Genomic DNA, 26,248 nt, shown 5'->3' with positions numbered 1-26,248 from the left:
TAAGCTAATATGCACCAAACCTTTGACGCAGCTTTAGGCATAAATTTACTTCATGCTAACCAAGCAGGAGCCGACCATAACCGAGAACATTTCGACGAGTGGGGTATTACTTGTCTAAATATTATGAGTAGTCCTGGTGCTGGAAAAACCGTATTACTTGAACGTACTCTCGAAAAACTGAGCCATGAGGTCAAAATTGCGGTTATTGAAGGCGATATGACCACAGAATTAGATGCAGAGCGTTTAAGACAATATGATGTACCTGTGATTGCGATTAATACGGGTCGTTCCTGTCACCTCGATTCTAAGATGGTTGCAGGGGGTATTCATCGTCTCGCTCACGAATATAACCCATCAGACTTTGATTTAGTTTTCGTCGAAAATGTGGGTAATTTGGTTTGTCCGGCTGAATTTGAAGTTGGAGAACACGCGAAAGTCGCTTTACTCAGTATTGCAGAAGGAGAAGATAAACCTTTGAAATATCCCGTGATGTTTCAAGAAGCAGACTGTTTATTGATTACCAAAATGGACTTAGCCCCCTACTTAGAAATTGATCTCAATCGCATTATTAGTAATGTACGTCAGATGAATCCAACTGTAACTATTATTCCTGTTTCGGCTAAGACTGGTGAAGGGTTAGATGAGTGGTTTAGTTGGGTAAGTTCTCAACTGAATCATCCTGCAACAACCCACCATTATTCGAGGTTAGTAAGTAATTAATACGTCAGGGACTAATGGAGGAATAAACAATCAGTGATTAGTATGCCATTACGCCAGTATGCCATTACGCCAGTATGCCAGTATGCCAGTATGCCAGTATGCCAGGGATTAAAATCCCTGTCTCGTAGAGACGCGCCATGGCGCGTCTCTACAGTCGGCGGGGCGTACAAGGTTCGCCGTCGCACGGCGAACACAGCCCCTTGTTAAAACCGACTCAATATAAAGAGTTTTTAGTCCATTTTAATGGACTTAAGCTATGAGACAGTGAATTCATTCACTGGTGTATTAATGTACTAACGGATTGCCCAATCAAATATTTATCTTCCATCATTCATTCACTGGTGTATTAAGGTTCTGATGATTGCCCAATCAAATATTCATTACAGCAGACTTTTTATCCGCTTAATTTTGACTATTTCTACAATGTAAAACTATGAAACATCGATCGCTAATATCTTCTATTTTACTTTTCGTGATTACCTTATCTTTAACAGTAGCTTGCACGAATCCCGCCGTTTATATTAAAACCACCAGTGAAGATGAAATAGCTTCTAGTGCGGGCGTAGATGCGGTTCGCTTGGGGTTTAGTGCATGGCCTGGCTGGTTTCCCTGGCAAGTGGCGAAAGAAAAAGGAATCTTTAAAGATCAACGAGTTCCAGTCGATCTAAAATGGTTTGATGGTTATTTAGAATCAATAAGTACCTTGACAGCAGGACAAATAGATGCTAATAGCCAAACATTGGGAGATACAGTCAGTTCGGTTGTTGGTGGTGCTGACCAAGTAGTTGTCTTAGTGAATGATAACTCAACGGGAAACGATAAAGTAATTGTCCGTGAAGGCATCAACTCGGTTCAGGATCTTAAAGGAAAAAAAGTCGCCGCCGAAGAAGGAACCGTTGATCATTTTCTCTTATTACTGGGACTCAAACAAGCGGGGATGTCTCCAAAAGATATTCAGTTTGTGCCTCTCGAAACTGGTAAAGCTGCTTCTGCTTTTGTCGGTGGACAAGTTGATGCAGTCGCCGTTTTTGCCCCCTTTACCACCCAAGCTTTAAAACGTCCTGGAAGTAAAGAATTATTTAGCTCTAAAGACTTTCCAGGCTCAATTTCCGATCATTTGGTTTTTAATCGTAAATATATCGAAGAAAACCCCGAAAAAGTACAAGCTTTAGTAGATTCTTGGTTTGCCACTCTAGAAACTATCCAGAAAAACCCAGAAAGAGCAACTGAAATTATGGCCAGACGGGCGGGTGTTTCGGTTGCGGAATATCAACAATATGCCGATGGAACGAAGCTATTTACTATAGACGAAAATCTTAAAGCTTTTGTCCCTGGTAATGATATGACTTCTTTGCACTATGCAGCCGAAAAACTGGGCGAGTTTTTGGTTGAAGTGGGTTTAGCCCAAAATGAACCCGATACAAGTAAATTATTTGACGATCGCTTTGTTAAAGCATACGCCGAAAAATACAAATCGTAAAAACATTATTCCCTTTTGGAGAACCGAACATGACACAAAGCACAGAATTGACCACAAAAACACCACCTCGTAACAATAATTTACAACCGAGTGTTTTCTGGCGATTAGCCGAAGATATTCCTAAACCCCTTTATACTGTTTTAACCATTACATCGATCGCACTCCCTTTATTATTGTGGTGGCTCGTCACAACCTTTGGTAATATTGACCCGAAATTTCTCCCTTCACCTGCAAAAGTCCTAGACGCATTTGGCCGACTTTGGAGTACAAGAGAACTATTAAAAGATACGGTAGCGAGTTTGTGGCGGGTTGGCGTGGGCTTTATTTTTGCCTCGTTGCTTTCTATTCCAGTTGGGGTATTAATGGGGAGTTTTCCGAGTATTCGCGCTCTCTTAGAACCACTTTTCGGCTTAATGCGTTATATGCCCGCACCCGCTTTTATTCCCTTATTAATTCTATATTTAGGGATTGGGGAAGAACCAAAAATCATGTTGATTTTTCTTGGAGTTTTCTTCTTTAATTCACTGATGGTAATGGATACCGTTAAATTTGTCCCAAAAGATTTAATCGAAGCCACTTATATTTTAGGTGGGAATCGTTGGCAGACATTAACTCAGGTTATTTTTCCCCACGTTTTACCCGGTATTATTGACGCTTGTCGAATTAACTTAGCAGCAGCTTGGCAATTAGTGATTGTATCAGAATTAATCGCATCCACTGAAGGTTTAGGTCGTCGAATTAGTGTCGCGGGACGTTTTTTAAGAACCGATGAAATCTTTGTTGGATTAATTGTCATTGGGGTTATTGGTTTGTGTTTTGACCTTTTATTCCAATATCTTCTCAGAGTCACTTGTAAATGGTCGAGTCAAAAACGCTAATTAGTGATTTAAAACACAATTTGCATAGCACAAATCCCCCAAAATTAACAGTATCTTTAGGATGGAATTGAAAAGATGTATCTAAAAATTACAAACCTACATAAGCATTTTGAAACGAAACAAGGAACTCTCGTCGTTCTCAAAGATATCAACATGGACATTGAACAGGGAGAGTTTATCTGTGCAGTGGGTGCATCAGGATCAGGAAAATCGACTCTACTGCGTCAAATAGCAGGATTAGATCAGCCTACAACAGGAGATGTCAAAATAGATGGAAAACCCGTAACAGGTCCAGGACCCGATCGCGGCATGGTCTTTCAACACTATACACTGTATCCTTGGATGAATATTCAAGAAAACACAGAATTTGGTCTCAAGTTACAGGGAATTCCCGCTCGTGAAAGACGGGAAAGAGCGAGTTATTATCTTAATGTAGTTGGTTTATCTAAGTTTGCTAAATCTTTATCAAAAGAACTATCGGGAGGGATGAAACAACGAGCAGCGATCGCACGTGCTTTAGCCTCCGAACCCAAGGTATTATTAATGGATGAACCTTTTGGCGCATTGGATATTCATACCAAAGAATCGATGCACAACTTTATGTTAGATCTATGGAAACGGACTAACATCACCATCTTTATGATTACCCATGATGTTGAAGAAGCCGTATTCTTATCTAACCGTATTTATGCCCTTGGCGCACGTCCTGGAACCGTCAGACGGGAAATCGTCGTCAATTTACCAGAGCGCTCGTGTCAGATTAAGCGTCAAACCGTTTTTCACGATTATAAGGATGAATTAATGGATTTGCTGCGTTCACACGGTCAGGAAGCGATTACAGCAGCAGCATAGATGACTTTTTTGGGTGTATCCGAGGAAGCAACTTATTGAGGGAAATTTTTTTCTTGAACTTCCTTAGCATAATTGTGTACGGCTTGGGTAATAATTTCACGTAAATTAACATAAGATTTCGCAAAGGGGGGCTGTTTTTTCGTTAATCCCAATAAGTCAGCAGTGACTAAAACCTGTCCATCACAACGATTCCCCGCCCCGATACCAATGGTTGGAATGGGTAATTTATCAGTAATGATAGCAGCTAAATCACTGGGAATATGTTCTAAGACAATCGAAAAAACTCCCGCTTGAGAAAGTGCGATCGCTTCATTGAAAATCCGATCAGCATCCTCTTGTGTTTTTCCCTGTTGTCGATAACCTAAACGATGTACAGATTGAGGCGTTAACCCAATATGTCCCATCACAGGAATACCAATAGCCGTTAGTTGGGCGATCGTTTCGACAATAGCAGGATAGCCTCCCTCTAGTTTAACCGCACTAACGCCCGTTTCTTTTAAAACTCGTCCTGCTGAGTGGATCGCTTGAGTCGTACTTTCTTGATAACTCAAAAAAGGCAAATCACACACCACTAACGCCCGTTTTACACCCCGATACACCGCAGACGCATGATGGATCATTTCATCTAAAGTAATCGGTAAGGTTGTTTGATGACCTAAAATAGACATAGCTAGGGAATCTCCAACCAAAATCAAGTCTACTTCAGCCTCATCTAAAACTTGTGCGATCGCATAATCCCAAGCGGTTAGAGTAATGATTGGGCGCTTGTCTTGCTTCCATTGTCTAAGTTGCCCTGTTGTGACTGCCATCGGGTTAAACCCCTTTTAACGAACTGCTTCTAAGATACGAGAAAAATAAAAACGAGTACTTGTCATACTGGTACGTTTGATCGTAAAACCGTTATCTTGCAAAATCTTGATGATATCTGCTTCTTTGTGTTGATAGGCACGAGTCGCTTTACTGGGACCTGGGAAAAATTCACCAACTTTTTTTAGGATAGACAAGAAAAAGGTTTTTGGTGCAAAACTCAGGATTAGTCTAGAATCGGCTAAAGATGCAAGATGAGTAATCATTTTTGCCGCATCGGGTACGGGATAGTGAATCAAAACATCTAAACAAATGACGGTGTGATATTTCCCCGATAAGCTTTCTAAATCCTGTACAGTAAAAGCAATGGAGTTAGAATATCCTAACGTTTCTTGGGCGCGTTTGGCGGCTTCTGTGACCATTTTCTCAGAAATATCACTAGCATATACTTTCGCCCCTGCTTGGGCTAAGGGTATGGCTAAACTACCCACCCCGCAACCTGCATCACAAATCATGATATTACTAAGATTACCATCGGCTTCGAGCCATTCAATGACGGTATCAATGGTTTTTTGATGTCCAACTCTAATATCACGTTGAACTTTATTAACTTCTCCATCACCATAAATTCTACGCCATCGATCGAACCCTGTTGCGTTGAAATAATCTTTAACGACGACTTTATCGTTTACTGCTTTGGTCATGGCTCGAAAAATTTATAGATAAGGACAATTTATTACTGTAGCTTTAAAGATAAGGGTTTGGCAACCAAACCCCTAGAATCAATCTTAAGTTTTATGCCAAGGCTCAGGGTTTGGCAATCAAACCCCTACAATAGGTTTGCACCATTTCCATCAACGGGAGTATCATCGATGGAATAGTGAGAGCGAGGAAACGATCGCCATTTTCCTAACCCAAGAAACTCGACAATTATTTCATGGAAAGGAACGATCGTCGGTCGGTGTCCAACGCTAATATAAGTCGTATGGGAATCTTTAAGCATTTGATAGAGATGGCGTTCATTTTTGACATCGAGTGCGCTGGTAGACTCATCAAGAACGGCATATTTAGGATTGAGTAAAAAAAGACGTGCAAAGGCTAACCGTTGTTGTTCGCCCAAAGATAGTACATCTGCCCAATTGAGTTCGACATCAAAACCGCCAACTCTTGAGGCTAAGTCGGAAAGGTTAACTTTTTCTAAAATAGCTTGTAATTGTTCATTACTGACATCAAGATCGATATGAGGATAAATAATCTGATTACGAAGTGAGCCTAAAGTCATGTAAGGACGTTGGGGAATAAATAGCATTTCTTCATGAGAAGGACGATAAATATAGCCTTTGCCACTATCCCAAAGTCCTGCTACCGCTCGTAAAATAGAGCTTTTGCCGACTCCTGAAGGACCCATTAATAAAATACCTTCACTTGTTGGCACTTCTAAAACAAGATTTTCGACTAGGATTTTTTCTTGATCAGGAGTTTTAAGGGTAACATGAGAGAGAGCAAAGCGAGGCTCAATAATCGTATTAATTGTGTGATCTTTTTGGGAAGGTAGATTAACTTTATCTAAAAATTCTGCAAAAGTTCCAAGACGTTTAATGACTGCTGCATATAGAGTTAAACCTTCAAAAGAGTTAGCAAACCAACCGAAGACAAATAAAACCCTCGTAAAAGCATGAGTCGAACGACTAATATCACCAAAAGGGATTTGACCAGAGAAATATTGAGGGGCTAAAATCCAATAAGCTAGTAAGAAAATAAGATAAACGATTCCGACATTAAAAGCATTTAAACCACTTCGAGGATAAATCGCTTGATGAAGTACAGCCAACAGACGGCTAAACCGTTCTTGAAGCATTTTAGATTCTTGTTTTTCTCCTTGATAAAAGGCGATCGATTCACTATTATTACGAACATGAACTAAACCATAACGAAAATCAGCTTGATATTGCAGATCTTTAAAATTTAGAGGTGTAAGAATTCTGCCGATTAAAAAACTTAGTAAAGTTTGAATTGATGCTGTCGCTAGGGCGATCCAAACCAATGAATGATTGAGTGACCAAAGAACCCCAATAAAGAGAAAACCACTCAAAAGATTACTACCAAAATCTAAAGTATAATTGAGCGTCTGACCAACAAATGATTCAAGATCATCAGAAATTCTTTGATCGGGATTATCGATCGCATTGTAATTATTAACTTTATAAAAAGCTTTGTTATTAAAATATCGAGCTAGAAAGTTTTTAGTTAGCCATTCCCGCCAATACAAGCTTAATTTTTGTTGTACGATCGATTGAATTACACTAACGGTAAATAAAGCTAAGATAATTCCCATAAAAGTTAAAAGATTTTTCTGAAATTCCTCAATTTTTTTCTCACTTAAGGAGGTTACGAATTTTCCTTGAACTTCATTGAGAGTTACACTAGCAAAATTGACGGCAATAATAAAACTAATAACAATAGCTAATAAGCCTATAGCTTTCCATTTTTCTGAAGATGTCCAATAAGGTTTAGCAACTCGCCCGAACCAAGACAATAATTGTTTGAGTTTTTCCATGAATGAAACCGTTTAGAACATTTTGTCATCCCCATTTTAATTGTTTTAGCTCAAATCTGTAGAAATGATATAAGGATTTGGAAACCAAATCCCTGCAATCTTGATTAAAAAATATAATAATGTATTGTTTTTTGAAACGTTCAAAAGAGCAATTATTGGCTAGAAGTAGAGAGAGATTGAATAACATCCATCAGAGCATTATATTTAGGCGAACTATTTTGACTAGCATATTCAAGAGTTCCCCAACTGCCCCACTTAGTAGGTAGTCCGATATCAGAGAAGTTGAGGAATGTACCACCACCTAACTCGTACCACTTATTCAGGTATTGTTTATAAATATCTCCCATGCGCGGATCTCTATTAGCTGCGATGAATAAATTAGTAAGTGCTTGATTATTTTCCGCACCCCAATAACCGACAAGATGCTGTCCCCCTTCATAAGCAAGAAGTTCTAACCCTTGTTGTTGAGCTAAAGAAGCATAGTTCGCCATCCATGAGTAACTTTCTTGTAGAGCGCCTCCTTGGGGACTAGAACTAATCACACCACCTTGAGTTAACTCATCAAATAGTTTGCTCAATCCTCCATCAGGATTTTGTGTCCAACTGGCTATTTCGTTTGCTGTGTTAGGATCTCCTAAGTATCCACCAAAATAGGGCGCGATCGCAATTGCATCAATTCCATAATACTCATGAGATTTTGGACCGGTGGTATCCCAAACATAAGACAATTCACGTTGTCCTAACCAAACATTCGCAGCTTGTGATCCCATTACACCAATGACTCGCTCTTTATCGGTTCCCCAAACCCCGTCCCAAATACGGGTAATTTCGGTGGTGCGCTTGCTGTACAAATCCATATAAAACTCTAAACCAGCAGCCAGAGATTGTTGATAAACCCAATGTGTCTGTTGAAATTGCCAGTTCCAAGCCTCGTTTGAGTATTCTACATAAACTTTGCGTCCTGGTTCTAAATTGTCTTTGACATACTGAGCAAAATTGGTGACATATTCATTGGTTGCCAAATGGGGCATACAGAACCAAGGATCAATATCAAGACTATTAGCTAATTTCACCATTACTTCGACAGGTGTTCCAGTCGTCGCCCAACTTGCATCCGTGAGGGTTGGACGATCGTTCCATTGGCTTTGAGTCGAGTTATTGGTTCCCATCCAATCCATAAAACGAACTGCACCAAAAGGATCGCTTTTCTCTACAAAAGTCGGGTTAAAAATTTGTTGAGCGTAGGTGGTAAGGGCGGCTTCAGGTACTACGCGAATATTACGAATATAGTTTCCTGTCTGATTAGGATCTGTGGCGGTAATTGATATATATATTCCCCCTTCCGAAGGTGTTACATTGATGACATCACGTCCTGGTCTAGAAGCGGTAACATCTTTTACTGCGTCAAAATTATAATTTATTGTTCCTTCACCGTCATAAAGAACAATATATTTTCCGCCTGGGTATTTTCCTTGTAGATCTCTAAATAAAATAGTACCAACGAAGGTATAGGTAGAAGAATTTGCACTTGGTAAAGATTTTACATAACCATCAGCATCTAAATTTAATAAACTGCTTTCGCCTGTATCCCAAACACCCCATTTTTGCGGAATCCATGATCTAGAAGTGCGAAAACCATCAATAAAAGGCAATTGTGCTGAATAATCCGCTAATCCAGCTAGATTTGTTCCTAGTTTTCCTGATGTTGTATCGCCACTACTAAGACTATTAACGGTAACAGTTACTTGAGTAGTGGATGTTCCTCCTTTACCGTCGCTAACTGTGTAATTAAAATTAGCTGCACCACTAAAATTAGGATTAGGCGTAAAAAGGACATTAGTTCCACTCAGTTGAACGCTACCGTTGACGGCTTGATTGACTCCTATTAAGGATAGTATATCTCCATCGGGATCGCTATCATTGCTTAAAAGTTGATTGATGGGAATTGCAAGAGAATTATTTTTATTTGTGGCGAAGTTATCATTAACAGTAATGGGTACATCGTTGACTGATTTGACTTTAATATTAACTGCTGCGGCTGATGTTTTACCATTACGATCGCTTACCGTATATCTAAAAGAGCCGTTCCCATAAAAGTTGCCTGTAGGAGTAAAAACAACATTATTATTATTTAAACTAACGGTTCCATTAATTGCATTTCCAACACCTGTTATATTTAAAGATGTTCCAATATCATTACTGATTAGTTGATTGGTAGCAATTGAAATAAAATTATCTTCTAGGGTATTAAAAGTGTCTGTTTTAGGTGCAAGTCTTTCGGAAAGTGTAATGTTAGCAAAATAGCTATTACCAGTTTGATTATCATTTTGATCATTGATAAAAGTTAAATATTTGATCTCTCCTGTCAAGTATTGATTTAATGATATTTTATAGTTTTTCCAAGTTCCAGGAGTCGAATTTAGATAATTATTATTATCTAGCACTCCATAGTCTTGTGTGCCAGAAATTTGAAAAATTTGATTAGGACTAATCATATTATCGTTATCTACTCCAATGGCGTGTATGTCGCCTACAGAAGTGCTTTTAAAAGAAAATGATAAAATAGTATTTTGTGTTATTTCGTAAGTCGGAATTTTAAATTTAACCCAGCTATTACCAGCTAGTGCAATCATTTTATTATTATTTAGAAAATTTGTTAATAAAATTTGATTTTCATTGGTTCCATAGGAAGTCAGCAATGTTTCATCATCAAATAATAAGTTACCATTCGTTTCTAATGACATTTTATATTCTATACCTATTTTAATATTTTGTGTCTTCTTCAAATTAATTAATTTGATTAAGCGTACACAAAAATAATGTTTACATTTTTAATTTAAAAGATGTAACTAGATAAGAACAAGGATAAAAATACGCAATTCAAGAAAAAAACAAAAATTAAATAGTGTATTTACTGAAGGAGTTGCTCACCTGTAAATAGTACTGAATGATATTAAATATTTCAGTGATTGCTCAGTATTTTCAAGCAAATTATATCATAATTAATGTGCTTTATACTGAGGCTAAAAAACTGCACAATATTGTAAAAAACATGATTAGTCATATCCTTGAATAAACGATTAAAAAGCATATATCCTAGAAATTACGGAGTGAGCCTCAAAAAGACGGAAAAAGTTTGTTGATGATACAGTAGGCTCAGTCTTCTTAAATTTTTAACAAATCTTTATAATTATTTTGTTTTAATTATGGTATTTGTCATTGAGATAAGGCAGTTCTCAAGGGCAAACATGATTTAACGGAGAGCGAAGGGAAGAAAAAACGAGTTGAGTAGATGACAGACTTCCTCGTCTGTTGTTTGAGCAAAATTGTTATACCAATAACTAATAGACTCAAGGGGATAGGGTGAAAAAAGATAAACTAATTCCTCAACTACAGGATCAAGTGCTAATAATGCTTCTGGCGAAATTATCGGAACTGCTACAATAATAGTCTTAGGATTTTGTTTTCTGATGGTTGCGATCGCAGCTTGTAAGGTTGCTCCTGTAGCCGCGCCATCATCGACTAAAATAATGGTCTGATCCTGTATCCCCCGATAAGGATGATCGCCTCTGTATAACAATTCCCGTCTTTCTAATTCTTGTTGTTCTCGTTGTGCTACTTTTTGTATTGTCTCATCAGAAATGTTTAGGGAATTTACGACCGATTCATTAATCACCATAACACCACTAGGTCCGATCGCACCCATTGCTAATTCTGGCCGTTGAGGAGTTCCTAATTTACGCACCAAGCAGACATCTAAGGGTAGGTTAAGTTTTTGAGCAATACAATAAGCAACGGGAACTCCCCCACGAGGAAGGGCTAAAATTAATCTATCAGAGTCGTTAGCATATTTTATTAGCTTGGTGGCTAATAATTGTCCAGCTTCAATTCGATTTTTTAAGAGGAATTTCATCTGTTTTTACCTCTGGTAAGCTGTAGCGGTTGTTTTAAAAATATTTTTAAACTTTTTTACGACTAACTTTCCTACTTTAGTTCTAGCTTTTTTTCTTTATTAAAGCAACAAGTTTTTTAAAAAACTAAAAATCATTAATTGCTTTAAAAAGATTGCCTTTATCTCCCGTAACGTGTAGATTTGTAAATTAAGATTAACATTTATTAAGTATTTTGAGAGGAGAACTGGAAATGACGAATTTTAGAAGATATTTAGAACCGATCGCCGATTGGTTTAATAGTCTTGGTACTCCTGAACCAATAGTCCATTGGGGACATCCCGTAATGATGGGTATTGTGGTTTTTGTCATGGGGAGTTATGTCGTTTATGCAGGATGGCGCAGCAGAATCACGAAAGATGGAGAGGTGGCGATGAAAAGTCGCGCTGATCATCGTAAATTAGCTCCATTAATGTATTTATTCATTACTTTGGGCTATACAGGCGGAATATTATCTCTTGTGATGCAAAATCAACCCATTTTTGAAAGTCCTCATTTTTTGACTGGATCGCTGGTGATTGTATTATTGGGAATTAATGCGCTAATTGCATTCATTGGATTTGGTGGCGACAATAAAGCGATAATGCGAACCATTCATGCTTATCTTGGTAGCACAGCGATGATTCTTTTAGTTATTCATGCTATTTTTGGCATTAATTTAGGTCTTTCAATTTAGATAAAATTACTTGAGTAATTTCTTTTAGTTAAAAATAACAGTGGGAAATCCCCACTATTTTTATTTTGTGTAAAGGACTTAGTTTAAAATACGGATATTAATTCATTGTTAATTGTTATACAAAATAAGTTTGTTTTATTAAGTATGTTGATGATTAAAATTTTATAAATGAGTTTCTAATTCCATGAACCGCAATTGGGGTTTAGCTTTTTGTTTATCCTATAGCATAGGATTATTTTTTACGGGATTTTTTGGTGTTACTAATCCTCATCCTTCGATTTGGCAATGGATTACTGTTATTTTTGGCTTATTATTGGTCTATTTTTTAGCAAGTATAATCATCCAAAGATTAAATTATAAAAATTTTACTCATAAATTTTGGTTAATAGCTGTAATTGTGGCACTTTTTGGCATGATTTATTTACAATTACGCATTCCTCAACCCAATTCAAATGATATTAGTTTTCTTTTAACTAATTCTAAAAGTCAAATCGTTACCGTTACAGGAAAAGCTTTAAGTGAGAGTAGACAAACTGCTAATCAAAAAATACAATTTTGGTTCGCTTCACAACAGGTAACAACTTCAAGTCTTACTAATCAATCAGTTGAAGGAAAATTATATGTTACTCTCCCCGCTTCAAAAAAAGTAGAAATTCATGCTAACCAAGTCATAACCATACAAGGGGTATTATATTTACCTAAACCAAATACTAACCCAAGTTCTTTTAATTTTAAAGCTTATTTAGCTCGTCAGGGTACTTTTGCTGGTTTAAAAGGATTAAAACTCATTGAAATACAACAACCTCCTTGGGGTTTATGGATGATTAGACAAAGAATTGTTTCTTCTCTACGTCAAGGATTAGGTGACTCATATGGAAGTATCTTAGGTTCGATTGTATTAGGAAGACAAGCGGTAGATTTACCGATAGAAGTTCGTGAATTATTTATTAAAACAGGATTAGCTCATGTTTTCGCAGCATCAGGATTTCAGGTTGCTTTATTGCTCGGTATTGTCTTTAGATTAACGCGTTCTTTATTACCACGAAATCAATTAATTATCGGAATAATTGTTTTAGTTTTTTATGTTGGTTTAACGGGGATACAGCCTTCTATTCTTCGAGCGAGTTTAATGGGAATTGGTGTATTAATCGGAATGTGTAAAAATCGAAAAACTTATAGTAATGGTTCTTTGATTTTAGCGGGTACAATTTTATTAATATTTAATCCGTTATGGATTTGGGATTTAGGTTTTCAGTTAAGCTTTTTAGCCACATTGGGATTAATTGTTACTTTACCTATTTTATTACTTTGGTTTGATTGGTTGCCTCCTACAATAGCGACTATTGTTACTATACCATTGGCGGCTTCTGTTTGGACTTTTCCTTTATTAGTCTATAGTTTTAGTATTGTTTTAACTTACAGTATTTTAGTTAATATTATTACCGCACCGCTAATTACTATTATTAGTATTGGCGGAATAATTAGTGCAGTTACAGGGTTTATTTATCCAAGTTTGGGAAGTGCGATCGCTTTTTTATTTTACTATCCAATTCATTTTTTAGTTAAGATAATAACGTTTTTTAATCATTTACCCGGAAGCTCTTATGCTCTTGGGAAACTGCCTTTAAGTTTAATGATTTTTATTTATTTACTAATGCTTTTGATTTGGCTAAATCCTTGGTTTAAGCGTCGGTGGTTTTTAGTCAGTCTATTTATGCTCGCATTAACAATTATTCCCATTACTTATTCTCGTTTAAATTTAGTACAAATTACTGTTTTAAGTTCCTCAAATAAACCCGTTATAATTATTCAAGATCGAGGAAAAGTTACTTTAATTAATGGAGATAGTGAAGATGCTTTTAAATATACAATAATTCCTTTTCTTACACAACAGGGAATTAATCAAATTGATTCTGCTATAACTTTTAAATCTAATTTTGATTGGTCAAATTTAGCTAATTATATAGCCGTTAATAATAAAATTAACTTGGAAAATAATCAAACGGTAAACTTAGCTAATATCCAATTAGATTTGTTAAATTCATCTTTACTAAAATTGCGGTTTAATGAACAATTTTGGGTTTGGATTATATCAAATAAAATTCAAAATAGTATAGATAATAACATAAAACTTAGTCCTAATGTTTTATTATGGTCTAGCAAATATTTAGATCAGAAATGGCTAATTAATATTCAACCTAAAATAGCCATAGCCACTACTTCTGATCCATTATCATCAACAAAAAATTTATTACAGCAAAAACAAATACAATTTTATTGGACTGGCAAAGATGGAGTAATACAATGGAATTCTAAACAAGGAATTAAAACATACGCACCAGAAGTATATTAGTCAAATTAGACATGAGTTAACCCATTTGTTTCTACTAATTTCTTGGATTCTGATGCTAAAATTGTTAGATGAAATTCTTGTCTTGTTTCAGGATTTAAAAACTTACCGCGTAAATCTTGCCACTCGTTCCATTTTTCATAACGTATCTCTTGGAGTTTATTTAGTAAAGTTGGGATTCCGTCCTCAAGATTTTTCCCAAAAACATCAGTTAAGAAATCCGCTAACACAAAACAATCTTGTATTTCTCCTAAAATTGATTGAATTGTCTTAACATCTTGTAAATAATTTTGATAAGATTCGCCATAAAATTCGGTAAATAACTCCATATTATAACGAGTTCTTTTCGCTTCTTTCCGTAAATTGTGTACAATATATCCTTGTTTGTGCAATAAATTTTCGACTTCTTCGGGTGTCCAATTTTTATGTAATTCTATGCTATTATTTCCAATCAACCAAGCAGGATGTAAGAGAAAATGACTTACTTGAGGTAGCAATAAATCGGGTAAAACTGTTTGAATAGCTAAATAGCCCAGATCTTGATAAATAGGTTTATCTAACCATTCCTGAAAAGCTTCTTTTAAATTGGAATACAAATCACCTTGTAAAATCTTTTTAACTTTTAAAAAAGTTTTATCTCTTTTGTCAGACAAGATTTTTAAAGCGGTATTTAAGGCTTTTTGTTCAGGTTTGGGTAAAACAGGTTGATATTGTTGTTTTAACGCTTCTTCTAATACATCAATATCTCTTAATTCTCCTAAAATCCTAGCCACTTTTCCCACATTTTTTTCGTTAGCTGCTTTGGGTAGATTTAAAGCATAAGAAAAACCAGTACACGCACTTCTTAAACGTCGCATTCCTACGCGCATCTGATGTAACTCTTCTGGATCTTTATCTTGAATCACTTCGGCTTCATGCTTTAAAATCTTCTTGAAATGCTTACTTATGGCTATATAAGACCAGTCTGCTAATGTTTTCGCGTCCTGAATCATTAATTCTGTCATTCCCTCTAATCCTCTAGATATATCTATTGTGTCGATCTCTTGAATATGGCGCATCTACATTGTAGCGAATCTTCAGTTTAAGTTAATTCAACATTAAGAGAGATTTAAGCTCAATAAACTTTGTTCTTCAAAGTCATACAACAAATTAAGTCAGTTTTCATCTAAAAGAATTAGACACTAATCAAACTCAAGTAAGATTCAAAAATTTAAGCAATCTTTCACACTGGTTAATGGGTACTCAAAAATAGACTTTTTAAATTAATTTCTAAACGAGGCAAATGTACAATGAAATCTCTAAAATTGTCTAAATCTTTGAATATCGCTCTCGCGGCAACTGCTGTATCCACTTTAGCTGTAATTTTACCAGTTTCTGCTCAAGTTACACCTAGTAATACTGCTCCAAGTTCTCCAGGTACTTCTAGTACTACTACTGGAACCACTGGAACCACGGGTACTACAGACGGAACATCGGGAGTCACTGGAACCACTGGAACCACAGGAACCACGGGTACTACAGACGGGACATCGGGAGTCACTGGAACCACAGGAACCACGGGTACTACAGGTACTACGAGTACTACAGACGGGACATCGGGAGTCACTGGAACCACTGGGACACCAGATACTACCAATACTACTGTAAATAATTATGAGAATGACAATGACTGGGATTGGCTAGGTTTACTCGGTTTATTAGGTTTATTGGGACTTAAACGTCGCACTCAAGAGCATGATTATCCCGTCAAGACAGCTTCTACAGTCATTCGTTCTGATTCTACCAACAGATAAAGACGTGGTGTCTGTCCATCTTTCAACATCATCAAACAACTCGTACTCAATACTTGAAAAATCAGGAGTCAAAACAATGAATTTCTTTAAAAATATCTTCCAACGTTTCACCCTATTTGTACTCAGTATTAGCTTAATGGCTGTATTTATGGTTAACTATGCTAATATTGCTCAAGCAGGGCCAATGGACGAGAATCTAATTGATAAAGCCCCAATGGGACAAGAAACAGCAGAATTTGAAAATGCTTCCAAAAGTGCGGATCATAGAGGTTTAGAACGCGCACAAAAACAACTTGAAAAGACGGAAAATGATAATCGCGCTAGTTTTAATGAACCCACTCCAAGAGGTCGTGATCTAAGAGCGTATGATGAAAATGCTAGTATCGGCGAGAAATTTAGCGATACTCTAGAAAATGCTAAAAAAACTTTCCAACAAGCAACCGAATCGGTTATAGAAAATCAATCATAATACGATCGACAAATTAAACGTAGGGGTTTGGATACCAAACCCTCTTTTTTACCATCTCTAAAGCAGATCAAATCTCTACATCTAAAAAAAGCTCACTTTCAACAGAATAATTATCTAGCTTGTCCCAGACTAATTGTAATAATTCATCTAACCCAGTCCGCGACACAGCAGAAATAACTTTAATAGGCTCAGAAGTAATTTGACTAAATTCTGCTTGAAAATGTGCTAAATCTTCTGGTAATATGGCATCTGCTTTATTTAATGCCAGAATTTGTGGGCGTTCCATCAAACCTCTGCCATAAGCTTCTAATTCTTGTTGAATAATCTGATAATCTTGTACTGGATTTTCAGCCGTTAGATCAACTAAATGCAGTAATAAACGAGTGCGTTCGATATGGCGTAAAAAATCATGACCTAATCCTACTCCAGTATGCGCTCCCTCGATCAAACCGGGGATATCTGCAAAAACAGTACCATCACCTGTCGCCTTACGGACAACCCCTAAATTAGGTATTAAAGTCGTAAAAGGATAATCAGCAATTTTCGGTCGCGCTGCCGATAAAGCAGAAATTAAGGTCGATTTTCCCGCATTGGGTAAGCCAATAATGCCAACTTCGGCGAGTAATTTTAATTCCAGTCTCAGCCTTTTATATTCGCCATCTAATCCAGGTAAAGCGTATTCGGGTGCGCGGTTACTGTTGCTCAGAAAGTGTTTGTTTCCAAGTCCGCCTTTCCCCCCTTTAGCGACACAAAATGTTTGACCATGCGTTACTAAATCGCCGATAATTTCTTCACTTTCAAGATCATAGATCACTGTACCACAAGGAACTTCAATAATACGATCGCTTCCATTCGCCCCAGTACAATTGTTTGGCCCGCCTCGTTTTCCATCATCAGCTTTAAACTGACGGCAATACTGAAAATCAAGCAGCGTTTGTAAGTTTTCCTGTGCTACTAAGATAACCGATCCACCACGACCACCGTTACCGCCTGCTGGTCCTCCTGCGGGTACATATTTTTCTCGACGAAAGGCAACTAACCCATCACCGCCTTTACCTGCTATAACTTCTATTTCTGCTTGATCTATAAACTGCATGGAATGTTTGACCTAAATATATTCGGATATGTCTTCCTTGCAATCATCCGCTAAGTAGGATAACGCCCGAAAGCGCAACCCGACTAATTGTTCATACAAGGGATTAAGTTTACATAAAGGGGGAATATGGACGATTTTATGTCCAAAAAGCTTTACATCTCGTTCAAAGGGACACTGGGGCGGAATCATCTTACAGATAAAACGGGCGACGCGAGGATCTTGTACATCCATGTCGTCTAACCAGTCTTTCATCGGATGTAATAAGTCTGGATGTTCTAAATGGGGCGGACTGACTAAATTTTCACGTTTAAAACCCTCTTTATGGGTATCTTTTGGGACTTCACATAGGGTGTGTTGCAATGATTCTAGGGCTTCTACTTTTACACCCAGTGCATCTCGAAACTGATAGATGAGTTCCGCTTCTTGACTCGAATATACGCCATCTGCGATCGATATTAAAACCGCCGTCCGTAGAAAGTTTTCGGCTGTGTGTTCGTCTTTGCCTAGTGTTTCGGCGAGATCTTGCGGCGTAATGGACTTGAATACGATATCTTTTTGAGAAGGATGTAGATCGTTTGTCACATTCGCTATCATTTCTTGTTCTTCTGGGTCAAAATGTCCATCAGCCCAAGCAATGGTTAGTAAACCACGTAACCAAGCCGAAATCTGTTCATCGCTATAACGATATTGAGTAGCACTCACCATAAAAAATTGATGATTGAAATAATCAAATTATTCTTTAATTTGATCTTATCGTTTTTTCGTTCTATCTCTTTTTAGGGATAACCCTACTTTTCACTGAGATTGAACAATAACAGGGGTTCCAACTTTCACAAATTCAAACATCGCTTTCACATCACTATTAAGCATTCTGACACATCCATGAGAGGCCGCTTGTCCGATACTATTAATGGTGGGGGTTCCGTGAAAGCCTATTTGATTTTTACCATCTGTCCAAAAACCGATCCATCGTTCACCAATGGGGTTTTTTGGCCCTGCGGGTATGACTTTTCCCGTCCAAGGATTTTGCCAAGTGGGGTTTTTCACCATTTGAATAATTTTAAAATTGCCTGTTGGAGTTTCCCAGCCTTTTTTTCCTACAGCTACCGGATAACTCGCCACTTGTTTATCTCCTTTGAAGACAAAAACGCGACGTTGTTTTAATTTTAGGACTAAGCGGGTGTCGATGAGTTCGGGTGGTTTAGTCGTGGGCGTAGTGTTAGTCGGGAAGCTTCCAGGAGGTGGGGTAATGGGGGTTATGGGCGTTTGATTTAGATCTGAGGGAATAATTGGTGTTACTGAGGTTTCTTGGGCTGTAGCAGTTAATAAAATATTATTAAATGAAAATAGAGCGAGTAGGGATAATAAAAAGCTGAGTTTTTGCATATCCAGAAATTTGATCTGATTGGAACTTTTTCCAAATTATACAAAGATTAGACCTGTCTAACTGTAGAAAGTGTCGCAATTCCTACAACGTTTACATGATGAGAGTTTAAACATTTTGCCACTTCTTTTGCGGTTGTTCCAGTGGTGTAAATATCATCAATGAGCAGTACTGGAGTATTAGTCTGATTCAGCTTACCAATGTTAAAGGCATTTTTGACATTTTCTTCGCGTTCTTTTGGTTTTAAACTATACATGGCTTGTGTTTCTCTAATGCGGATTAAACCATGAGACTGTAAGTTATAACCTGTGGTTTTACAAAAGCCTTTCGCCATTAATTCGGCTTGATTAAAACCTCTTTCTTTAAGTTTTTGTTGGTGCATTGGAATAGGAATAACGCTAAACTTTTGTTTTTTTTCAAGAGATGATTTTAACCAAGCTTCGCCTAACCATTGTCCCATAACTTCCCCCAATTCAGGATGACGGTTATATTTGAGGGCGGCTATTGCTTGTTTTAATTTTCCTTCGTAGTTTCCCCAAACGAATAATGGTAATTCTCCATACCAAAACTGAGCGGTGTTTTTAATTTGTTGACTTTTTAATTGTCGTAAGCAATCTTGACAGATTTCTTCTTCCGTTGAACGATCGCATAAAGGACAGTTTTGTTGTAAAAAAAGGGATAAAAAAGATTTGAGCATTTTGTTTTAATAATATTGATTAAATGCAAATTTAGAACATTATTATCATTCAAGAAATGATAGAAGATGAAAAAATAAATCGGTAATCATTAGATCATCAATATTGCCAGGGATTAAAATCTCTGTCTCAAAGCAGAAGTTCATTTTAATGGACTAAAAGTGATTCGGTTAGTCGGTTTTAGCCGACTTGCGCTATCAGACAGTGAATTTATTCACTGGCGATATTAACGTACTTTCATCATTCCCTAGCTACATCGATTTAACTTAAATACTCTGTAATTTGTTTATTTCCATTGGTTTCTTTTTCGGTAGTTTTATTTTTTTCCATTGCGTCCGACCATTGTTTACTTAAAGTAATGAGATCAGATGGCATCATCACAACCGTAGTCGTATTATTTTCGGCTCCAATTTCCGTTAACATCTGTAAACGACGTAACTCTAAAGCTGCTGGATTTGCCATAATTTTTTGAGACGCTTCAGCTAGTTTTTGAGAGGCTTCTTGTTCGGCTGATGCTTTAATAATACGAGCGCGTTTTTCTCTTAAAGCTTCGGCTTCTTTTGCCATTGCGCGTTGCATCGATGTGGGAATTTCAACATCTTTCATCTCAACTCGTTCGATATCAATTCCCCAAGGTTCGGTGATCTCATCAACAATTTCTTGAACCTTATGATTAATTTTATCCCGATCTTGTAGCACATCATCTAAGTTATTTTGTCCGACAACATTGCGTAAAGTTGTCATTGCTGCTTGATACACGGCATTTTGATAAGATTCAACACGATTAATGGCTTTAGCAGCATCAATAATTCTATAGTAAAGAACCGCATTTACTTTAATGGTTACACTATCGGCTGTCACTGTTTCTTGTGGGGCAATATCGACGGTTTTCGTCCGGATATCAACTTGCATTTTTTGGTCAATAAAGGGCAGAATATAATATAAACCAGGTCCTTTCGTTTTCTGATATCTTCCTAAACGAAAAATTACACCGCGCTGATATTCTCGATCAATTTTACAGCCTTGTAAGCCTATACCAGCAAGCATTAAAAAAGCAATTAATATTGGCTCCATTTTGAACTCCTTGTACAGACGATTTATAGCGCGTCTCTTTTTTATACTTCCATTCTAGGCAGTGAATTTAAAAATTAGGGCGAGCTTAATAATACTTTCTGCTTTGAGCAAGTGCCAGATGATTAACAGGTATGTTATAAATGGATCTTTGTGCCAATTCTTTACAGGAGGTTTGATTTAATGGCTGGAAGCGATGTCAAAGCTGATCTATGGGTTAACGAGTATATTACCCCTTGGGATATCTATAGTCATGGAATTACTCGTATTCTGGCTTACTGTAAAACTCCCTTTCAAGAAATGTATGTCGTTGAGTCTGGGGCTTATGGTAAGGCGTTAGTATTAGATGGTAAATGGCAATCTTGTACAGGTGATGAATTTATTTATCATGAAGCTTTAGTACAACCTGCTATGATCACCCACGCATCCCCAAAAAAAGTGTTAATCTTAGGGGGTGGCGAAGGTGCAACGACTAGAGAAATTTTACGCTGGAATACCGTCGAACGTGTCATGATGATCGATATCGATGGTGAGGTTGTCGAAGCGTGTAAAGAACACCTTAGCGAAATGCACCAAGGTTCTTTTGATGATCCTCGCTTTGAATTGGTTGTTGCTGATGCTTTACAGGTTCTGGATACAACTGATGAGAAATGGGATATTATTATATCTGACCTGACTGATCCCATCGAAGAAGGCCCATCTTTTCCCCTCTTTACAAAAGAATATTACGAAAAGTTACAGCGTGTCCTAGCCCCAGGTGGTTTAGTAATTGTTCAATCTGGGCCAGTTTCCCCCCCCTTTGTCATGTATCATGCTCGTGTCGTGAATACTCTAAAAGCCGTTTTCCCTCACGTACAAGCGTACTGCGCTCCGACACCGAGTTATGGATCTCCTTGGGGTTTTGCCTTGTGTAGTAATGAGTCATTGAATACGACTCCAGATCCTCAAAAGATTGATCAACTTTTAGCGGAAAAGACAACTGGTGGGTTACGTTTAATTGATGGAATGTCATTACTCGGAATGCTACAAACTCCCTTGTATATACGGGATGCGATCGCACAACACCAAGAAGTATACACCCTTTCTGCACCCCCGAAATTTTTCGGACAAGGTGTAGCCACTACAGTTTAATATTTTTATTCCATACTCCCCTCATTTTGCAAAAAAAAAGCTTGAGGGGATGTTAATCTCACTATTAATTTTCTAAAAGAGGCGACACCCAGATTTGAACTGGGGAATGGAGGTTTTGCAGACCTCTGCCTTACCGCTTGGCTATGTCGCCATTTTAGCCCATATGTCATTATAGCAGAGTTAGCACAAAAATAAAAACAATAAAAAAACCAAAAATTTTTCTTTTACCTTTTATTAACAGTTTTTAAAATTTGTTACAAAATCTGAAGAAATTGCGTTAAAATCACCCCTAGTATCTTTTTCGACAGTTATTGTCTATGCTAAATTTGGAGCTTTCAACTAACCACCAGACCGGTAAATTAGAGCAAAATCAGAGAGAAATAAGCAAACTTGCCCCTATTGATTCTTTTAGCTCACGGCACATTGGCCCAAATCAAAAAGACATCAAAGAAATGCTGGCGGTGTTAGGCTTTTCTAGTTTAGACGAATTGATAGACAAAACTGTCCCACAAGCCATTCGCTTAAATCGCGCTTTAAATCTACCCAATGCTCAAAGTGAATACGCTGCCCTAACTCAATTAAAATCGATCGCATCTAAAAATAAAGTTTTCCGTTCTTTCCTTGGAATGGGCTACTATGACTGTATTACCCCACCTGTAATCTTACGCAACATTCTAGAAAACCCAGGTTGGTACACCGCTTACACTCCCTATCAAGCAGAAATAGCTCAAGGACGACTCGAAGCTTTACTAAACTTTCAAACCATGATTATTAATTTAACAGGTTTGGAAATTGCCAACGCCTCTCTACTCGATGAGGGAACCGCCGCAGCCGAAGCGATGAGCATGAGTTATGGACTATGTAAGAATAAAAATGCCGAAGCCTTTTTCGTCTCTAGTAGCTGTCATCCGCAAACCATCGAAGTTATTAAAACTCGCGCCTATCCTCTAGGAATTAAAGTAATTATTGGAGATCATCAACAATACGACTTTTCTACACCTATTTTCGGCGCATTACTCCAATATCCCGCAACAGATGGCACAATCTACGATTACAAAGAATTTATCACGAAAGCCCACGAAGTCGGAGCCTTAGTCACCGTTGCCGCCGATCCCCTCAGTCTAACCCTACTTACACCCCCTGGTGAATTCGGGGCGGATATTGCGGTAGGAAGCTCACAACGCTTTGGTGTTCCCCTTGGATATGGGGGACCTCATGCGGCTTATTTGGCGACAAAAGAAGAGTATAAACGGCAAATCCCTGGGCGTATTGTTGGTGTATCTAAAGATGCTCAAGGGAACCCCGCTTTACGGTTAGCCCTCCAAACCAGAGAACAACACATCAGACGAGATAAAGCGACAAGTAATATTTGTACTGCACAGGTTTTACTCGCTGTGATTGCGGCAATGTATGCGGTGTATCATGGACCAGAAGGACTGAAAAATATTGCAACTCGTATTCATCAGTTAACAGTAATTTTAGCCGAAGGGTTAAAACGGTTGGGTTATCAACTCGGTTTAGAAAACTTTTTTGATACGCTATATGTACAGGTAGCCGATAGCCAAACTTTAATTAAAACAGCCCAAACGCGTCAAATTAATTTACGCTATTTAGCGGATGATACGATCGCTATTAGTTTAGATGAAACCACGACACCAAGAGACATCATCGATCTATGGCAGATTTTCGCTTTCAAAGACGAATTACCTTTTAATATCGATGAAATTGCTCAACAGGCTAATTTTGATTTTCCTGAAATATTTACTCGTACCAGTTCCTATCTTACTGAACCAATCTTTAACAAGTATCACTCAGAAACCGAATTATTACGCTATCTCCATCAGCTAGAAAGTAAAGATCTCGCTCTCAATACCTCAATGATTCCCTTGGGATCTTGTACAATGAAACTGAATGCAGTAGCCGAAATGATTCCCGTTACTTGGCCAGAATTTGGTAAACTACATCCATTTATTCCAACCTCCCAAGCGCAAGGTTATCAGATTTTATTTGAACAACTCGAAGCATGGTTAGCCGAAATTACAGGGTTTGATGGGGTTTCATTGCAGCCAAATGCAGGATCTCAAGGAGAATATGCAGGATTACAAGTTATTCACAAATACCACGAAAACCGAGGCGAAAAACAACGTAATATCTGTTTAATTCCATCCTCAGCACATGGTACAAACCCCGCAAGTGCCGTTATGTGTGGTATGAAGGTTGTAAGCGTCAAATGCGATCGTGATGGTAACGTTGATGTAGCAGATCTTAAAATCAAAGCCGAAAAACACAAAGATCATCTTGCTGCATTAATGGTGACTTATCCATCGACTCACGGGGTATTTGAAGAAAGTATCATCGAAATTTGTGAGATTATTCATCAATACGGTGGACAAGTGTACATGGATGGGGCTAATATGAATGCCCAAGTCGGTATCTGTCGTCCCGCAGATTTTGGGGCTGATGTTTGTCACTTGAACTTACACAAAACTTTCTGTATTCCTCATGGTGGTGGTGGCCCTGGTATGGGACCCATTGGTGTAAAATCTCATTTAATTCCTTTTTTACCTGATGTTTCTCTCGTTAGTGATCAACAAAGCAATTCACACAATGGAAAAGCTAAAGAAACAATTGGGGCAATTTCGGCAGCACCTTGGGGAAGTGCGAGTATTTTGGTCATTTCTTGGATGTATATCGCCATGATGGGTTCTGAAGGACTCACACAAGCGACTAAGGTAGCTATTCTTAATGCTAACTACATGGCACATCGTTTAGAGGCTTATTATCCAATTCTTTTTAAAGGTTCTTCTAATTTAGTCGCCCATGAATGCGTAATTGATCTTCATCCAATTAAGAAAAAAGCAGCTATTGAAGTGGAAGATGTGGCTAAACGTTTGATGGACTACGGTTTCCACGCGCCTACGGTTTCTTGGCCAGTTCCAGGTACAATGATGGTAGAACCGACCGAAAGTGAGTCGAAAGAAGAATTAGATCGATTCTGTGAGGCGATGATTTCAATTTATCAAGAAGTCGAAGCGATCGCAACTGGTCAAATCGATCCAAATAATAACCCTCTTAAAAATGCTCCCCATACCGCAAATGTTTTAATCTGTGGAGAGTGGAACCGTCCTTATTCCCGTGAAATAGCGGCCTATCCTGCACCTTGGACAAAACAACACAAATTCTGGCCAGTAGTGGGAAGAATTGATAATGCTTATGGTGACAGAAATTTAGTTTGTTCTTGTGAAGGAATGGACGCTTACAAGGAAAGTTAAGTCTAAAATATCAAGACATTGGGTGGGTAAAATCCCACCTTTTTTAATTCTCTTTTATAAGTTTGATCCTTGAATATTTCGTGCTAAAATTCGTCATGAAAAACCCAACCGCGAGTTAAATCATTATGAGTCGAGGAATTTATATTACGGCAAATGATCGAGCCACCGAGCAAGCGATCGCCTTACTCAATAGTATTCGATTCTATGACCCGCAAACACCGATTATTTTAATTCCTTATGATGACAATTATCAGAATGTTGCTAAGATTCTAAAAGAAAAATTTCAAGTACAACTTTATCCAAATCTTCAACTTGTAGAAACCCTAGCTCAAAAAATATTTGATATTTTTGGAAATAAACTATTTGCGCGTCCTAATCAATTTCGTAAACAAGTTTGTTGGTTTGGCGAATTTGAACAGTTTCTCTACATTGACACTGATATCGTCGTTTTTGAAAAAATTGCTGATAATTTAAACTATCTTAATGATTATGATTTCTTGTGCTGTGATTATCAACATCGCCAAGGAATTAAAAATGTTTTTACTCCTAAAATTATTGAAAATAATATATTTAGTGAAACAGAACTTCAAGACATTTATAATGGCGGTTTTTGGGCTTCTAAAAAAAATATTATTTCTGAACAAGATTTATTTAATATTTTTCAAGAATGCGCTTCTCATTTAGAATATTTTGATTTTTCGGAAAAAACCTCTGATCAACCCATTATTAATTATCTAATTCTGAAAAAAGTTTCACGACGTTATAATATACTTCGAGATAATATTAAAGGGGCAGGAAATTGGGCAGGATCTCCCCATTTTGAGCGTCAAGGAAATATCTTATTTGATCCAAAAGTAAATCAACCTTTAAAGTATCTCCATTGGGCAGGTATTCGTATCGAACCCGGTTGCCCTTATTGGGACATTTGGAAACATTATCGCTATCTAAATGATTCCAATCCTCCTGATGATAGTAGTTTAATATCCGTCAAAAAAACAAAACCGCTTTGGCAAAAAATTATCGAGAAAGTCACTAAATAATTATTAAATCAGCAAAGTGGAAGGAAG

At 37.5% G+C, this 26,248-nt stretch carries 22 protein-coding genes and 1 tRNA gene; 11 read left to right on the top strand and 12 right to left on the bottom strand.

Annotated features, from left to right (window positions below; all coding sequences use genetic code 11):
* Nucleotides 1-9: 9 nt before the first annotated feature.
* The 4 genes from hypB to C7H19_RS04145 all read left to right on the top strand — a co-directional run bounded on the left by hypB (nt 10) and on the right by C7H19_RS04145 (nt 3,930).
* Nucleotides 10-720, top strand: a complete 711-nt coding sequence (gene hypB, locus C7H19_RS04160) for a hydrogenase nickel incorporation protein HypB (RefSeq protein WP_106455631.1) — start codon at nt 10-12, stop codon at nt 718-720.
* A gap of 433 nt (nt 721-1,153) precedes the next feature.
* A complete protein-coding gene (locus C7H19_RS04155; protein ID WP_106455630.1) occupies nt 1,154-2,200 on the top strand; it encodes an ABC transporter substrate-binding protein in 1,047 nt (348 codons plus the stop codon).
* Nucleotides 2,201-2,229: 29 nt separating this feature from the next.
* Nucleotides 2,230-3,078 (top strand): ABC transporter permease, encoded by an 849-nt coding sequence (locus C7H19_RS04150; RefSeq protein WP_106455629.1) that lies wholly within the window; start codon nt 2,230-2,232, stop codon nt 3,076-3,078.
* 75 nt (nt 3,079-3,153) lie between these two features.
* Entirely contained in the window at nt 3,154-3,930 is a 777-nt protein-coding gene (locus C7H19_RS04145) for an ABC transporter ATP-binding protein (RefSeq protein ID WP_106455628.1), read from the top strand.
* A gap of 32 nt (nt 3,931-3,962) precedes the next feature.
* Here C7H19_RS04145 and panB read toward each other — a convergent pair whose 3' ends face one another.
* From panB to C7H19_RS04120, 5 genes are all read right to left on the bottom strand, one after another.
* Nucleotides 3,963-4,739, bottom strand: coding sequence for a 3-methyl-2-oxobutanoate hydroxymethyltransferase (panB, locus tag C7H19_RS04140; RefSeq protein ID WP_106455627.1), 777 nt, complete (start codon nt 4,737-4,739; stop codon nt 3,963-3,965).
* A gap of 15 nt (nt 4,740-4,754) precedes the next feature.
* Nucleotides 4,755-5,441 (bottom strand): magnesium protoporphyrin IX methyltransferase, encoded by a 687-nt coding sequence (gene bchM, locus C7H19_RS04135; RefSeq protein WP_106455626.1) that lies wholly within the window; start codon nt 5,439-5,441, stop codon nt 4,755-4,757.
* A 125-nt stretch (nt 5,442-5,566) separates the two neighbouring features.
* Nucleotides 5,567-7,294 carry an ABC transporter ATP-binding protein/permease gene (locus C7H19_RS04130; RefSeq protein WP_106455625.1) on the bottom strand — a complete coding sequence of 576 codons (1,728 nt, stop codon included), beginning with the start codon at nt 7,292-7,294 and terminating at the stop codon, nt 5,567-5,569.
* Nucleotides 7,295-7,446: 152 nt separating this feature from the next.
* Complete coding sequence (locus C7H19_RS04125) at nt 7,447-10,038, bottom strand: cadherin-like domain-containing protein (protein ID WP_106455624.1); 2,592 nt, start codon at nt 10,036-10,038, stop codon at nt 7,447-7,449.
* A gap of 509 nt (nt 10,039-10,547) precedes the next feature.
* Nucleotides 10,548-11,207, bottom strand: a complete 660-nt coding sequence (locus C7H19_RS04120) for a phosphoribosyltransferase (RefSeq protein WP_106455623.1) — start codon at nt 11,205-11,207, stop codon at nt 10,548-10,550.
* Between the two features lie 230 nt (nt 11,208-11,437).
* On the opposite strand from C7H19_RS04120, the gene C7H19_RS04115 reads away from it, so the two are divergent.
* Nucleotides 11,438-11,920, top strand: coding sequence for a DUF4079 domain-containing protein (locus tag C7H19_RS04115; protein ID WP_106455622.1), 483 nt, complete (start codon nt 11,438-11,440; stop codon nt 11,918-11,920).
* A 184-nt stretch (nt 11,921-12,104) separates the two neighbouring features.
* Nucleotides 12,105-14,273 (top strand): ComEC/Rec2 family competence protein, encoded by a 2,169-nt coding sequence (locus C7H19_RS04110; protein ID WP_106455621.1) that lies wholly within the window; start codon nt 12,105-12,107, stop codon nt 14,271-14,273.
* 5 nt (nt 14,274-14,278) lie between these two features.
* On the opposite strand, the gene C7H19_RS04105 is transcribed toward C7H19_RS04110, so the two are convergent.
* Nucleotides 14,279-15,274 (bottom strand): CHAD domain-containing protein, encoded by a 996-nt coding sequence (locus C7H19_RS04105; RefSeq protein WP_106455720.1) that lies wholly within the window; start codon nt 15,272-15,274, stop codon nt 14,279-14,281.
* A gap of 285 nt (nt 15,275-15,559) precedes the next feature.
* On the opposite strand from C7H19_RS04105, the gene C7H19_RS04100 reads away from it, so the two are divergent.
* Both C7H19_RS04100 and C7H19_RS04095 read left to right on the top strand, forming a co-directional pair.
* A complete protein-coding gene (locus C7H19_RS04100) occupies nt 15,560-16,063 on the top strand; it encodes a WGxxGxxG-CTERM domain-containing protein (protein WP_106455620.1) in 504 nt (167 codons plus the stop codon).
* A gap of 76 nt (nt 16,064-16,139) precedes the next feature.
* Nucleotides 16,140-16,532 (top strand): hypothetical protein, encoded by a 393-nt coding sequence (locus C7H19_RS04095; RefSeq protein ID WP_106455619.1) that lies wholly within the window; start codon nt 16,140-16,142, stop codon nt 16,530-16,532.
* 67 nt (nt 16,533-16,599) lie between these two features.
* On the opposite strand, the gene obgE is transcribed toward C7H19_RS04095, so the two are convergent.
* From obgE to C7H19_RS04070, 5 genes are all read right to left on the bottom strand, one after another.
* On the bottom strand, nt 16,600-17,628 hold the full coding sequence (gene obgE / locus C7H19_RS04090) for a GTPase ObgE (protein WP_106455618.1): 1,029 nt from the start codon (nt 17,626-17,628) through the stop codon (nt 16,600-16,602).
* Nucleotides 17,629-17,640: 12 nt separating this feature from the next.
* On the bottom strand, nt 17,641-18,333 hold the full coding sequence (locus C7H19_RS04085; protein ID WP_106455617.1) for a Mo-dependent nitrogenase C-terminal domain-containing protein: 693 nt from the start codon (nt 18,331-18,333) through the stop codon (nt 17,641-17,643).
* Nucleotides 18,334-18,423: 90 nt separating this feature from the next.
* Entirely contained in the window at nt 18,424-19,014 is a 591-nt protein-coding gene (locus tag C7H19_RS04080) for a L,D-transpeptidase (protein ID WP_106455616.1), read from the bottom strand.
* A gap of 47 nt (nt 19,015-19,061) precedes the next feature.
* Entirely contained in the window at nt 19,062-19,709 is a 648-nt protein-coding gene (locus C7H19_RS04075) for a ComF family protein (protein ID WP_106455615.1), read from the bottom strand.
* Nucleotides 19,710-19,968: 259 nt separating this feature from the next.
* On the bottom strand, nt 19,969-20,781 hold the full coding sequence (locus C7H19_RS04070) for a slipin family protein (RefSeq protein WP_106455614.1): 813 nt from the start codon (nt 20,779-20,781) through the stop codon (nt 19,969-19,971).
* A gap of 180 nt (nt 20,782-20,961) precedes the next feature.
* Between C7H19_RS04070 and C7H19_RS04065 the strand changes: the two genes are divergently transcribed.
* Nucleotides 20,962-21,909 carry a fused MFS/spermidine synthase gene (locus C7H19_RS04065; protein WP_106455613.1) on the top strand — a complete coding sequence of 316 codons (948 nt, stop codon included), beginning with the start codon at nt 20,962-20,964 and terminating at the stop codon, nt 21,907-21,909.
* Between the two features lie 79 nt (nt 21,910-21,988).
* Here the strand turns inward: C7H19_RS04065 and C7H19_RS04060 are convergent.
* A tRNA-Cys gene (locus tag C7H19_RS04060) sits at nt 21,989-22,060 on the bottom strand.
* Nucleotides 22,061-22,226: 166 nt separating this feature from the next.
* On the opposite strand from C7H19_RS04060, the gene gcvP reads away from it, so the two are divergent.
* The gene (gene gcvP, locus C7H19_RS04055) at nt 22,227-25,181 is read left to right on the top strand and encodes an aminomethyl-transferring glycine dehydrogenase (RefSeq protein ID WP_106455612.1); all 2,955 of its coding nucleotides are present in this window, start codon (nt 22,227-22,229) and stop codon (nt 25,179-25,181) included.
* Nucleotides 25,182-25,306: 125 nt separating this feature from the next.
* Nucleotides 25,307-26,221: an Npun_R2821/Npun_R2822 family protein gene (locus C7H19_RS04050; protein WP_106455611.1), complete on the top strand. Its 915-nt coding sequence runs from the start codon at nt 25,307-25,309 to the stop codon at nt 26,219-26,221.
* The last annotated feature ends 27 nt before the right edge of the window (nt 26,222-26,248 follow it).

Source organism: Aphanothece hegewaldii CCALA 016, from assembly GCF_003007785.1.
GTDB lineage: Bacteria > Cyanobacteriota > Cyanobacteriia > Cyanobacteriales > Microcystaceae > Chroococcus > Chroococcus hegewaldii.
This window is presented reverse-complemented; position numbering and strand designations above follow the sequence as displayed.